Genomic DNA, 12534 nt, shown 5'->3' with positions numbered 1-12534 from the left:
AGCAGGGAAAGAGTAGGATCATGAAGGTTCTTGTTCTGGGCAGTGGTGTTGTGGGTGTAACAACCGCCTGGTATCTGGCGCAGGCGGGGCATGAGGTCACGGTCGTGGACCGTCAGCCCGGTGCCGGGCTGGAGACCAGCTTTGCCAATGCGGGGCAGGTGTCCCCCGGTTATTCCTCCCCCTGGGCCGGGCCGGGTATTCCGCTCAAGGCGGTCAAATGGCTGTTCATGAAGTACAGCCCCTTTGTGTTCTGGCCCATGCCCGACCCGCATTTGTGGAAGTGGCTGGTGCAGATGCTGGAAAACTGCAACACCCCGGCCTATGACCGCAATAAGGGCCGCATGGTCCGGCTGGCCGAATACAGCCGCGACGTCATGTGCGACCTGCGCCGTGAAACCGGCATTGAATATGACGACCGGCAGCAGGGCACCTTGCAGGTGTTCCGCACCCAAAAGCAGATGGACGGCGTGGCGCAGGATATTGCCGTGCTCAAGCAGTACAACGTGCCGTACGAGGAACTGAACACCGCGCAGTGCGTGCAGGCCGAACCGGGGCTGGCCCCTTCGGCAGACAAACTCGTAGGCGGTCTGCGCCTGCCGGGGGACGAGACGGGGGATGCCTTCAAGTTCTCCCAGCGTCTGGCGGATATGGCCGCGGCTGCGGGCGTGACCTTTTTGTACAGCACCGATATCCGCAAGATCCGGAGCGAAAGCGGGCGTGTTAGCGGGGTGGAAACATCTCGTGGGGTGCTTACGGCCGACAGCTACGTGCTGGCACTGGGCAGTTTTTCCCCAGCCCTTGTGCGGCCTCTGGGGCTGGACCTGCCGATTTACCCGGTCAAGGGGTACTCCCTTACGGCGGATATTACCGATGCCGCCCGTGCCCCGGTTTCCACCATTATGGACGAGACCTTTAAAATCGGCATTACCCGGTTGGGTGACCGGGTGCGTGTGGGCGGTACGGCGGAACTGGCGGGCTTTAGCACCCGCCTGCGCGCCCCCCGCCGGGCAACGCTGGAACATTCGGTTACCGACCTGTTCCCCAACTGCTGCAACGTGCCCGCCGCCCAGTTCTGGACCGGCCTGCGTCCCATGACCCCCGACGGCACGCCCATTATCGGTCGCACCGGGCTGGACAACCTGTACACCAATACGGGGCATGGCACGCTGGGCTGGACCATGGCCTGTGGGTCGGCCCGTGTGCTGGCGGATATTATGTCCAACCGTAAGCCCGACATTGCCTATGAGGACCTGAACCTCTTCCGCTACCGGCCCTAAGAGTAGTCTCCCCCGCACAGAGCGGGGGGCTTGCTGGGCGGTCTGTTGTGTGGGCCGTGCCCCCTTTACGCCGCGCAAGGTGTTGGGGGCGGGGTGTTCAGGGTTGCGTGGGCAGTGCCAGCAGCGCCCTTGCCGCGCCGTAAATATGGTAAAGCGAGCTTGCAGGCATGTGGTCCACCGCCACGGTACCGTCTGCGTCCATGCGGTCGATCCAGCCGCCATGCAGATGTGCTGGCGCAAAGGTAGCCAAAAAAGTCCGGCTCAGGGTGTGCAGTAGCCCGGCCTCCGCCATTGCTGCCGTTGTCGCTGCGTGGTTTGTGCCCTCTGTCTGCCTGCTTGCCAGCAGGCGCAGCAGTTCGGTCTGGGGCCATATGCGGGTGCTGGTGTGGGTGAGCGTGCCATCATCCATTATGCCGTCGCGCACAAGCTGGTGGGTTACACCATACTGCCTGCCGGACTGGAACAGGTGCCCGGCAACATTGCGCAGGCGTGTGGTCTGCGCATCCGTGGGGTGGAGGCGGGCATAGGTGCCCAGCAGCCATGACCACTCGAACAGGTGGCCCGGTTCCACCGGGTTTTGGCCATAGGCCTTGCACGGCGTCCAGTCGGGGCCAAAAAACTCCAGCAGCAGGCCTGAATGTGGGCTGATAAAGTGGTCGAGGGCCAGTGCGACCAGTGGTCGTGCCCGGTCCAGATAGAACTGATCCGCTGTGACCTCAAAAAGAGCCAGATACGCCTCCAGCAGGTGCATGTGCGGGTTCTGGCGGCGTGTGGCGTCTGGGGCTGGCACGGCATCGGCAAAACCGCCATGGGGGGCGTGAAAAATGCGCTCCACGTCCTCCACGGTTTTTTGCGCGACGGTTAGCAGTGCCCGGTCACCGCTCAGGCGGTAGGCCCATGCGTGGGCGAACAGGATAAAGGCGTGGGCATACAGGTCGCGCACGGTGCTGGAGGGGCGGCCATCCGGCCCCAGTGCGAAGACCCAGCCCGGTTGCCCATCCGCCTGCCAGTAGCGCGCCTGCACTTCCGCCAGTGTGCGCAGGGCGTTGTCTGCTGCGTTAAAAACACCATCCAGTCTGGCCTGGCAGAAGGTGGCAATCTGGCGGGCCTGCACCATAAGGCGCAGGTGGGGCACGGGCAGGGGGGTGGCGTCAAATGTCAGCCGCTCATGGTACAGGTGGCGGGCGGGGTTGTAGCCAGTGCCGCTCCACAAGGGGAGTGCGTGCCCCACCAGCCATGTGCGCCATGGGTGGCGGGCGGGTTGTGCCGGGGCGTCAGGCATTGGAGGAGGTGGCGTGGGGTGTGTTCATTTTTCGTACCAGATTGCTGGTTGAGCAACCTTCCACCAGCGAGACCAGTTCCACCCGGCCTCCGGCGGCCTTGACCACATCCGCCCCGACCACGGTGTCCTCCGTATAGTCCGCCCCCTTGACCAGCACATCGGGCTTGAGTGCGGTAATCAGCTCCAGCGGTGTGTCCTGATCAAAAATAACCACCATGTCCACATCGCGCAGGGCGCGGATGACGGTGGCGCGGGCCATTTCGTCCTGCACGGGTCGGGTCGGGCCTTTTAGCCTGCGGACGGAGGCGTCGCTGTTAATGGCTACAACCAGCTTGTCCCCCTTTTGCGCCGCCGCGTGCAGGAGGGAGACATGCCCCGGATGCAGCAGGTCAAAACAACCATTGGTGAACACAACACTGGCCCCATGCTGGTGCCACCGGCGCATGACCGCGATAGCCTGCGGCCATGTGGCGATAAGGCCCGTATCGAGGTTGTCCTCCTTGAGCTCCTCGCCCAGTTCGGCCCGGGTTACAGCTGCCGTGCCCAGCTTGCTTACGGCAATGGAGGCCGCGACCGTGGCAATAACAATGGCCGTATCCAGATCCTGCCCGGCGGAGAGCACACTGCCAATGGTGGCGACCACCGCATCCCCCGCGCCAGAGACATCATAAACCTCGGACTTGCGCGCGACCTGATGGCGGATATGCCCGTTGCGCTGCCACAGGGTCATGCCCTCCTCGGAGCGGGTGATCAGCACATCCCCCCCGAACTGTTCGGAGGCTACGCGCGCGGCCTGTTCCACCTCCTCGTTCGTGTGCAGGGGCAGGCCCGTGGCAACCGCCATTTCCGCCCGGTTGGGGGTAATCAGGCTGGCCCCGCGATAGGCGGCAAAGGTCTTGCGCTTGGGGTCCACGATAACGGGAATGTTGCTGGCCCGTGCATGCCCGATAACGGCCTGCAACACCGGGTCGGACAGAACACCCTTGGCGTAATCCGAGCAGATCAGCACATCCGCGTTGCTAAGGGCGGCAATGCCCTGCGCGATCAGGCTGCTCTGGGTGGTGGGGGAGAAGTCGATAAGGGTTTCATCGTCAATCCGCACGATCTGCTGGTGCCCGCTGACCACCCGCATTTTGGAAATGGTGGCCCATCCGGGCTCCGTTACCAGCCCGTCCACGTTAATGTTGGGCCATGTGCTCAGGGCGTGGCGCAGGGTTTGGGCGTTCTCATCGTCCCCCACAACGCCAATCAGGCTGACCGTGCAGCCCAGTGCCGCTGCGTTGACCGCCACATTGGCCGCCCCACCGGGGACCGCGCTCTGGCGCGCCTTGCGCAGGACGGGCACAGGGGCCTCGGGCGAGATACGCTCCACTGTTCCAAAAACGTACTGGTCCAGCAGCAGGTCTCCAATAACGACCAGACGCCCGAATTCAAAATTTTCAATCATGGAGGATCATGCTCGCTGGGGCGGATAAAAGCCCGCAGGGGGGCCGGGTTGGTGGGGTGGTCATGGTGTGTGGCCCGGTTGGGCGCGCAGGAGGTGACGCACATAATCCGCGACCCCATGTGCCACATCCGCGTACCCTACATTGCAGCCTGTTCCGCGCAGGGCGCGCATGTCCGCCTGTGTAAAACACTGGTACCGGCCACGCAGTTTGTCGGGGAAGGGTGTGTATTCCAGCACGCCTGTGCGCACCATTGCCGCCAGATCAAGCGGGGGCTGGTTGCGGTGGGCGCGCACGGTGTTGACCACGGCGGCTGCAACATCATTAAACGGCTGCGCCCGGCCCGTGCCCAGATTGAACACCCCGCTCTGTCCGGGGTTGTCAAAGAACCAGAGCTTGGTGGCCACCAGATCATTGACGGCAATAAAGTCACGCATCTGCTCGCCCGGCTGGCACGCACCATATTGCCCAAACAGGCGAACGCAGCCATCGGCCATGAACTGGTTGAAGTTGTGGAACGCCACGGACGCCATGCCGCCTTTATGCTGCTCGCGCGGTCCATACACATTAAAGTAGCGAAAACCCGCAACCTGCGTTCCAAGGCCCGGCAGGGCGCGCCGGACGATCTGGTCAAACAGCAGCTTGGAATAGCCGTAAACATTCAGCGGTTTTTCGTGGGCAGGGTCTTCGGTAAAGCTGGTGGACGCGCCATAGGTGGCGGCACTGGAGGCATAAAGCAGGCGTGTGCCCGTGCGCTGGCAGTAGGTCAGCAGTTTTTTGCTGGGTTCGTAATTGCTGGCCATCATGTAGCGGCCATCATGCTCGGTGGTGGCCGAACACGCCCCTTCATGAAAAATGGTGTCTATTGGCCCGTAATGCCCGTCAAGCAGGGCGTCATAGAACACGTCCTTGTCCACGTAGTCACAGATCGCAAGGTCACTCAGATTAAGCGCCTTGTCGCCATTGGTCAGGTTGTCCACGGCAATAATGTTGCTCAACCCACGCTGGTTGAGCGCATGGATGATGTTGCTGCCAATAAACCCGGCGCCACCGGTTACAATCAGACGTTTGGCCATGGTCAGCACGGCACCGGACTAAAAAATGGAAGGACTGTTACGGTCATAGGCGCCAACTCTGTGTTCTGTGTCTATGCACGATGGTTCAAAAAAGCGGACACTCCCATGGGGACCCCAGCCAGAACCAATACTAATTGCACAGGCAGGAACAGGCAAATACAACTCCAACGCCCATTACTGGTTCGTAACGTGGGAACAGTTAATGTGGCCGCGTGCTCTGGATTAAGGCGGAGCGGACCGGTATGGACAGTCCATTGGAGGGCGCTTTGCCCTACCGGCATATGCCCGCCACCTGCCAGACCGGGCTGGGTGAGGGCAGTGCGGGGGGCCTCAAAGCGTAAGAGTGTTTAACGTGGGGGAATTTGAGTGCGGTATCTGGTAACCGGGGGTGCGGGTTTTGTGGGCAGCCACGTTGTGCTGGCGTTGCTGGACGCGGGGCATGAGGTGGCTGTGCTGGACAATTTCAGCACCGGGCACAGGGGTGCGGTGCCCGCCGGGGTTGCGATCCATGATGTGGACCTGATGGATTATCAGGCCACGGTGGATGTTGTGGCCGCACAACCGTGGGATGGTGTTCTGCACTTTGCGGCCCTCTCGCTGGTTGGGGCGAGCATGGCGGACCCTTTTCATTACCTGCGCCAGAATTACCTGACCGGGATCAACCTTGTGCAGGCCTGTGCGCTGCACGGCGTTAAAAAACTGGTTTTTTCCTCCACGGCGGCCCTGTTTGGTGGCCCCGAACGGGCCGACCCCATTGCCGAGACCGCTCTGGTCCAGCCCGGCTCCCCCTATGGGGAGAGCAAGTTCATGATCGAGCGCGTGCTGCACTGGGCCGATAGCTTATACGGGCTGCGCAGTGCCTGCCTGCGTTACTTCAACGCCGCAGGGGCGGACCCGCTTGGCCGCGCGGGGGAGGACCACGGCCCCGAAACACACCTTATCCCGCTGACCATTGATGCCGCTCTGGGCCGCAGACCCGCACTCAAACTGTTTGGCACGGATTACCCAACGCGCGATGGGTCCTGCATCCGCGATTATATTCATGTCACGGACCTTGCGGATGCGCATATCCGGGCTTTGGACCAGATTGCCACGCGCAGCGTTGTGTACAATCTGGGGAATGGCCACGGCTATTCCAATCTGGAGGTTATCCGCAGTGTTGCGCGTGTGAGCGGGCTACAGGTGCCGTGGGAGCCAGCCGCGCGCAGGCTGGGTGACCCCGCAGTGCTGGTAGCCGATTCCACCACACTGCGCAGGGAAACCGGCTGGCAGCCCAGACTGGGGGAGTTGGACCAGATTGTGGAAACCGCCTTCCGGTGGCGTGAGAAAAATCCGCGCGGATACGGCAGCAACTAACGTGTGGGGCGAAGGGCGTGCGCGGCCGCGTGTGCCGCCGCCCCTGTTTGGGGGGCTTAGTCGCTGCCAAACAGGTCGCGGGTGAACACGCGGTCTTTTACATCGGCCAGTTCCGGGTGGTGGCGGTTGCTGACAATAACGGAGGAAACAGCCTTGAACTCCTCCAGATTGCGCAGCACGCGCGAGCCAAAAAACTGGTCGTCCTTCATGGCGGGTTCGTAGACAACAATCTCGATCCCCTTGGCCTTGAGCCGCTTCATGATGCCCTGAATGGAGCTTTGCCGGAAGTTATCGGACGCCGTTTTCATGGCCAGCCGGTAAATGCCGACCACTTTGGGCTGCATGGCCAGAATCTGGTCGGCCAGAAAATCCTTGCGCGTGCGGTTGGCGTCCACAATGGCGCGGATCAGGTTCTGGGGCACCTGCATGTAGTTGGCCAGCAGTTGCTTTGTGTCCTTGGGCAGGCAGTAGCCGCCGTAGCCAAAGGAGGGGTTGTTGTAATGCTGGCCTATGCGCGGGTCCAGGCACACGCCCTCAATAATCTGGCGCGTGTCCAGACCACGGGCGAGTGAATAGCTGTCCAGTTCGTTAAAAAACGCCACGCGCATGGCAAGGTAGGTGTTGGCGAACAGCTTGATGGCCTCTGCCTCCGTGGCCTCGGTAAACAGCAGGGGCACGTCCTTTTTGATCGCACCTTCCACCATAAGGGCCGCAAAGCGTTCCGCCCGCGCGCTGCGTTCGCCCACAATAATGCGCGATGGGTGCAGGTTGTCGTACAGTGCGCGTCCCTCGCGCAAAAATTCGGGGGAGAAGATAACCTGATCGGTGTTCAGCTCCACACGGACCTGGTCCACAAATCCAACCGGAATGGTGGATTTGATCACAATTGTGGCCTCGGGGTTAAGCGCGCTTACGCTGGCGATCACATCCGTTACGGAGGATGTGTCAAAGTAGTTTTCCTGCGCGTCATAATTGGTGGGGGTAGCAATTATGACAAAGCTGGCGTTACGGCTGGCCGCGGCAAGGTCGGTCGTGGCGGTCAGGCTGAGTGGCCTGTTGCGCAGGTAGTCCTCGATCTCGGTATCAATAATCGGGGCTTCGCGGTTGTTCACCTTGTCCACCCGGCCTGCATCCACATCAACGGCCATAACGTCATGGTGCTGGGCCAGCAGAATAGCGTTGGACAGGCCAACATACCCCAGACCGACAACTGCAATTTTCATGGTGGCATCTCCCCAGACCCTGTGCGATCGGGGCGTATTGTCCCGGTGCGCCAAGGGGGTGCAATACATGAGCGGAAAAAATCCGTCACGCTGTTTTGCTGCTGGTACGCGCAGGTGGCAGGGGCCGTGGGCGGGGTTGCGCGGATGAGTGCGACCTGCTCATCCGCCCCAACTGGCCTAGCGGGCCTGCGCGCGCTGGCCGAGTGCTGCGGGGCGGGGCGGAATGGTGGTTTTTTTGGGCAGAACCAGATATTCCTCGGCGTACTTGCCGAGTTTGATATTACGCATATGCGCCTTGAGGGCCAGCAGGGTCTCAAAAGAATGGGGGTGGTAGTCCGATATTGTGGCTTCCCGCCCGACTACCAGCGTGGAATCCGCAAAGGCGATCAGCAGGCAGTGCTGGGTGTTTTCCAAATAAAGGCGGTCTTCCCCGCGGGCAAAATACCCGCTCAGATGTTCGCGGGTTTTGGAAAACAGATAATAGGCCGGTTTGTAAAAGGTTCTGCCGCCTTTTTCCTCCGCCGTCATGATCAAAAACGAGTGGCTCTGCGCGGGTGGGGGAATAAGCACATGGCTGGTGGCAAGGCCACGCAAAATATATTCCAGCCGGGACACTAGAATATCCAGAAGTTCATAAAAAAAACGAAGAATATTATATTGGTATGTCATGAATGAATCATATTCGGGGCTGGAATGATCAGGTGGTCTTTATAGGCGCATTACCGGGCTGGACGCACTGTGTTGTTTTGCATGGTGGTGTCAATTTTTTACAATCAACTCCCGCAAGGGTCGTGCTGTGCATGTGTGTGGGGCGCTCAGGGCTGGCATGTTGTATGCACTGTGGCCCGTTATGTAGCCCTTGAGGCACATATAAAAACGTGAATATTTTCTGAAATTCGGCAGATTCCGTGTGGTGTGCCCTTGTCCCGGTCTGGCGGGGGCAGCGGCATGGCCCCTATACTCAGGGGTGGATCGGGTGTGGCGCGGCACCTGGGCGGATCAAAAAAATACGCCTGCTGTGGCAGTGGGCCTGTTGTGAACAGATGAGGAATGCAAGGCTTATGGCATTGAGGCGCTTTTTTGCACATGGCAAGACAAAAACCAGCCAGCCCGCGCGGGGCCGTAAATCCGGACGGGCTTTTGTGTCCTTGCTCATGCTCTGTAGCGCACTGGGCGGCATGCAGGTGGGGGGCGCACAGGCTGCGACAACCTCATCCTCCGTGGTGGCGCGTCCAGCGCCCAGCTCCTTCCGCCCCGACCAGACGGACAGGGCCTTTCTGGCCGATCTGGAGCACCGGACCTTCCAGTGGTTCTGGGAGTCGGCAGACCCCGCAACCGGGCTGGTGCCCGACCGCTACCCGTCTGACCAGACCCAGTCCAGCGTTGCCTCCATTGGGTTTGCGCTGACCGCATATGGTATTGGCGCGGACCGTGGTTACATCAACCGCCAGCAGGCCGTGGACCGGACCCTGACAACCCTGCGCTACCTGTGGAAGCTCCCCCAGAACGACACGCCAGACAAGGCGTCGGGTTTTCATGGCTTTTTCTACCACTTTCTGCGGCGTGATAACGGGTTGCGCCTTGGTGCGGATATTGAACTGTCCAGCATAGACACGGCCCTGCTCATGCAGGGTGTGCTGTTTACAGGCAGTTACTACACGCATGATTCCGCCTCCGAGGCCGAAATACGCGACCTTGCCGCCAAGCTGTTCAACCGCGTGGACTGGCGCTGGATGCTCCGCCCCGATAACCGGCTGAGCATGGGCTGGTCGCCCGAACATGGCTTTTTACCCAATTACTGGGAAGGGTATAACGAGGGGATGATGCTGTATGTGATGGGGCTTGGCTCCACCACCCATCCGCTGGACCCCACCTCATGGCAGGCATGGATTTCCACCAACAAAAACCGTTGGGGTGAATCCTATGGCCAGACCTTCCTCAACTTTGCCCCTCTGTTTGGCCACCAGTACACCCATGCGTGGATCGACTTCAGGGGCATTAAGGACGACTGGAGCCGCTCGGCAGGCATCGACTATTTTGAGAACAGCCGCCGTGCCGTGTACGCCCAGCAGGGCTATGCCACACAGAACCCCGGCAAGTGGCAGGATTACGGGCCAAATGTCTGGGGTCTGACCGCAAGCGATGGCCCGGCCGAGACCACAAAGGTGGAAAACGGGCAGTCGCGCAAGTTCATGGCCTATACCGCGCGTGGCGTGGGGCGTGATTACACGCTGGATGATGGCACACTGGCCCCAACGGCGGCTGGTGGGTCCGTGGCGTTTGCGCCAGAACTGGCCATTCCCGCCCTGCGCACCATGAAAGACAAATACGGTGACCGCATTTACGGCACCTATGGCTTTGTGGATGCGTTCAACCCCAGTTACCACGACGGCAAACAGGCCTACTGGGCGGATGATACCTATATTGGCATTGATCAGGGGCCGATCCTGCTCATGGTCGAAAACTGGCGGGATGGCATGGTGTGGAACACCATGAAGGATAACCCCATTATCTGCCGTGGCCTGCTGCGCGCGGGCTTTAGGGGCGGATGGCTCAGCACTCGCCATACCATTGTGGATCATGATGACGCGGTGCGGCTCAAACAGCAGCAGACGCAGCAGCAGCAGACCCACGCGGGGTAAAATACCGGATTTTATGGGTCTGTGTGCCTCAAACGGGTGCCCGGTTACGCGGGCACCCGTTTTTTTGTTTTAACCCTGATAGGAGGCAATCTCGATCAGGTTTTCATCCGGGTCGTGGCAGTAGACCGAGGTAATGGGGCCAATGGCGCCAAGGCGGGCCACGGGGCCGTCCACAATGGTAATGCCGCAGCCCTTAAGGTGTTCCACCACGTCCTCGCTGGTAATGGCGGTAATAAAGCACAGGTCGTTGCCGCCGGGCAGGGCATGGGTGGCTGTGTCCCAGCCTGCGGCGTCGTACGGGCGGAGGTTGAGCTTCTGCCCGCCAAAGCGCAGGGCCGTACGGTTGTTACGCCCGTATTCTTCCCGCTCCATGCCAAGCACGCGCTGGTACCACGAGGCGGAAATTTCAACATCCCGCACGGTCAGGACAACATGGTCCAGACGATCGACTGTAAAGCGCATGAAAACCACACAGCTCCTCTTCTGTCCGCCCCGCCACGGTGTGGCGGCGGGGCAGCCCCGGTGGGGGGTTACAGCTCAGCGTAGAAGTCGTTGCCCTTATCATCAATAACAATAAAGGCGGGGAAGTCCTCAACCTCGATCTTCCACACCGCTTCCATGCCCAGTTCGGGGTATTCGAGCACCTCCACCTTGCGGATGCAGTCCTTGGCCAGCCGGGCGGCGGGGCCACCGACGGAGCCAAGGTAAAAGCCGCCGTATTGCTGGCATGCGTCCCGCACGGCCTTGGAGCGGTTGCCCTTGGCCAGCATGACAAAGGAGCCGCCATTGGCCTGCAACTCGGCCACGTACGAATCCATACGCCCCGCCGTGGTGGGGCCAAAGGAGCCGGTGGGCATGCCCGCGGGCGTTTTGGCAGGGCCAGCGTAGTAGACGGGGTGGTCCTTGAGGTACTGGGGCAGGCCCTCCCCGCGCTGGAGCCGCTCGCGGAACTTGGCGTGGGCAATATCACGCGCAACCACCACCGTGCCGGTCAGGGCAAGGCGGGTCTTGACCGGGTATTGCGAGAGGGTCTTGCGGATTTCGTCCATCGGGCGGTTCAGGTCAATGCGGACCGCCTCGCCTTCCAGATGTTCGTCCGTGGTTTCGGGCAGGAAGCGGGCGGGGTCGTGCTCAAGCTGTTCCAAAAAGAACCCTTCGGCCGTAACCCGCGCCTTGATCTGGCGGTCAGCCGAGCAGGAGACGCCAATCCCCACGGGGAGCGATGCCCCATGCCGGGGCAGGCGCACCACGCGCACGTCATGGCAGAAGTATTTGCCGCCAAACTGCGCGCCAATGCCCAGCTTGCGGGTGAGTTCGAGCACCTTCTGCTCCATCTCCAGATCACGGAAGGCATGGCCCGTCATGTCGCCCTTGGTGGGCAGGGCATCGTACCAGTGGGTGGAGGCGAGCTTGACGGTTTTAAGCGTCTGCTCGGCGGACATGCCGCCAATCACAATGGCAAGGTGGTAGGGCGGGCAGGCGGAGGTGCCAAGTGTGCGCACCTTTGTGTCCAGCCAGTCCAGCAACTGCTGCTCCGAGCCAAGGAGAGCGCGGGTTTCCTGAAACAGAAATGTCTTGTTGGCCGAGCCGCCGCCCTTGGCCACAAACATCAGGTCCATCTGCTCGTCATGCACACCGGCGGGGCTGGCAAAAATATCGCACTGCACGGGCAGGTTGGTGCCGGTGTTCTTTTCCTCGAACATGCTCAGCGGGGCCATTTGCGAATAGCGCAGGCTGGTGCGGGTGTAGGTCTCGTACACACCTTTGGAAAAAGCGATTTCCTCGTTGCCTTCCACCCATACGCGCTGGCCTTTTTTGCCAAACACAATGGCGGTCCCGGTATCCTGGCACATGGGCAGAATGCCGCCTGCGGCAATGCAGGCGTTCTTGAGCAGGTCGAGGGCCACAAAGCGGTCATTGTCCGAGGCTTCGGGGTCCTTGAGGATATTGGCCAGTTTTTGCAGGTGTGTGGGGCGCAGGAAGTGGGCCACCTCGTGGAAGGCGCGGGCCGTCAGTTCCGTCAGCGCTTCGGGGGTTACGTGCAAAACGGTTTTGCCACCGCAATGCGATGTGCTGACACCACCGGCAATATCGATCTTGCGGTACTGGGTTGTGTCCTCCCCCAAAGGGAACAGGGGGGAGTAGGCGAATTCTGGCAGTGGGGGGCGGGGGGGCTGGCTGGTCATGGTCGTGTCTCTTACTCTCTCCGTCGGCCTGAACCCCCGCGCACCGG

At 61.0% G+C, this 12534-nt stretch carries 10 protein-coding genes; 3 read left to right on the top strand and 7 right to left on the bottom strand.

Annotated features, from left to right (window positions below):
- Nucleotides 1–20 precede the first annotated feature (20 nt).
- Nucleotides 21–1277 carry a D-amino acid dehydrogenase gene (locus tag GOB86_RS07015; RefSeq protein ID WP_165991646.1) on the top strand — a complete coding sequence of 419 codons (1257 nt, stop codon included), beginning with the start codon at nucleotides 21–23 and terminating at the stop codon, nucleotides 1275–1277.
- A 97-nt stretch (nucleotides 1278–1374) separates the two neighbouring features.
- Here GOB86_RS07015 and GOB86_RS07010 read toward each other — a convergent pair whose 3' ends face one another.
- Genes GOB86_RS07010 through rfaD form a run of 3 tightly spaced genes read right to left on the bottom strand, consistent with a single transcriptional unit; the run spans nucleotide 1375 to nucleotide 5080 of the window.
- A complete protein-coding gene (locus tag GOB86_RS07010; RefSeq protein WP_165991645.1) occupies nucleotides 1375–2559 on the bottom strand; it encodes an AGE family epimerase/isomerase in 1185 nt (394 codons plus the stop codon).
- On the bottom strand, nucleotides 2552–4006 hold the full coding sequence (gene rfaE1, locus GOB86_RS07005) for a D-glycero-beta-D-manno-heptose-7-phosphate kinase (RefSeq protein ID WP_165991644.1): 1455 nt from the start codon (nucleotides 4004–4006) through the stop codon (nucleotides 2552–2554). The genes GOB86_RS07010 and rfaE1 overlap by 8 nt, the downstream gene beginning before the upstream one ends.
- 60 nt (nucleotides 4007–4066) lie before the next feature.
- Nucleotides 4067–5080, bottom strand: coding sequence for an ADP-glyceromanno-heptose 6-epimerase (gene rfaD, locus GOB86_RS07000; RefSeq protein ID WP_165991643.1), 1014 nt, complete (start codon nucleotides 5078–5080; stop codon nucleotides 4067–4069).
- A 366-nt stretch (nucleotides 5081–5446) separates the two neighbouring features.
- Here rfaD and galE point away from each other — a divergent pair, with 366 nt between their 5' ends.
- Nucleotides 5447–6436 carry a UDP-glucose 4-epimerase GalE gene (galE, locus tag GOB86_RS06995; RefSeq protein WP_165991642.1) on the top strand — a complete coding sequence of 330 codons (990 nt, stop codon included), beginning with the start codon at nucleotides 5447–5449 and terminating at the stop codon, nucleotides 6434–6436.
- A 56-nt stretch (nucleotides 6437–6492) separates the two neighbouring features.
- Here the strand turns inward: galE and GOB86_RS06990 are convergent, their stop codons facing one another.
- Nucleotides 6493–7659, bottom strand: a complete 1167-nt coding sequence (locus GOB86_RS06990) for a nucleotide sugar dehydrogenase (protein ID WP_165991641.1) — start codon at nucleotides 7657–7659, stop codon at nucleotides 6493–6495.
- 177 nt (nucleotides 7660–7836) lie between these two features.
- The gene (locus GOB86_RS06985; RefSeq protein WP_165991640.1) at nucleotides 7837–8328 is read right to left on the bottom strand and encodes a hypothetical protein; all 492 of its coding nucleotides are present in this window, start codon (nucleotides 8326–8328) and stop codon (nucleotides 7837–7839) included.
- 392 nt (nucleotides 8329–8720) lie between these two features.
- Here GOB86_RS06985 and GOB86_RS06980 point away from each other — a divergent pair, with 392 nt between their 5' ends.
- Nucleotides 8721–10301, top strand: coding sequence for a glucoamylase family protein (locus GOB86_RS06980; RefSeq protein WP_242012541.1), 1581 nt, complete (start codon nucleotides 8721–8723; stop codon nucleotides 10299–10301).
- A 69-nt stretch (nucleotides 10302–10370) separates the two neighbouring features.
- On the opposite strand, the gene GOB86_RS06975 is transcribed toward GOB86_RS06980, so the two are convergent.
- A complete protein-coding gene (locus GOB86_RS06975) occupies nucleotides 10371–10763 on the bottom strand; it encodes a VOC family protein (RefSeq protein ID WP_165991639.1) in 393 nt (130 codons plus the stop codon).
- Nucleotides 10764–10831: 68 nt separating this feature from the next.
- Nucleotides 10832–12487: a fumarate hydratase gene (locus GOB86_RS06970; RefSeq protein ID WP_165991638.1), complete on the bottom strand. Its 1656-nt coding sequence runs from the start codon at nucleotides 12485–12487 to the stop codon at nucleotides 10832–10834.
- Nucleotides 12488–12534: the final 47 nt, after the last annotated feature.

The organism is Acetobacter lambici (assembly GCF_011516885.1).
Taxonomy (GTDB): Bacteria; Pseudomonadota; Alphaproteobacteria; order Acetobacterales; family Acetobacteraceae; genus Acetobacter; species Acetobacter lambici.
The sequence above is the reverse complement of the archived record's forward strand: the minus strand, read 5'-3'. Positions and strand labels throughout refer to the sequence as shown.

What these genes read in the sequence shown, in the direction of transcription:
- GOB86_RS07015 (WP_165991646.1), top strand. Translation starts at nt 21, where the DNA reads ATGAAGGTTCTTGTTCTGGGCAGTGGTGTTGTGGGTGTAACAACCGCC.
- GOB86_RS07010 (WP_165991645.1), bottom strand. Translation starts at nt 2,559, where the DNA reads ATGCCTGACGCCCCGGCACAACCCGCCCGCCACCCATGGCGCACATGG.
- rfaE1 (WP_165991644.1), bottom strand. Translation starts at nt 4,006, where the DNA reads ATGATTGAAAATTTTGAATTCGGGCGTCTGGTCGTTATTGGAGACCTG.
- rfaD (WP_165991643.1), bottom strand. Translation starts at nt 5,080, where the DNA reads ATGGCCAAACGTCTGATTGTAACCGGTGGCGCCGGGTTTATTGGCAGC.
- GOB86_RS06990 (WP_165991641.1), bottom strand. Translation starts at nt 7,659, where the DNA reads ATGAAAATTGCAGTTGTCGGTCTGGGGTATGTTGGCCTGTCCAACGCT.
- GOB86_RS06985 (WP_165991640.1), bottom strand. Translation starts at nt 8,328, where the DNA reads ATGACATACCAATATAATATTCTTCGTTTTTTTTATGAACTTCTGGAT.
- GOB86_RS06980 (WP_242012541.1), top strand. Translation starts at nt 8,721, where the DNA reads ATGGCATTGAGGCGCTTTTTTGCACATGGCAAGACAAAAACCAGCCAG.
- GOB86_RS06975 (WP_165991639.1), bottom strand. Translation starts at nt 10,763, where the DNA reads ATGCGCTTTACAGTCGATCGTCTGGACCATGTTGTCCTGACCGTGCGG.
- GOB86_RS06970 (WP_165991638.1), bottom strand. Translation starts at nt 12,487, where the DNA reads ATGACCAGCCAGCCCCCCCGCCCCCCACTGCCAGAATTCGCCTACTCC.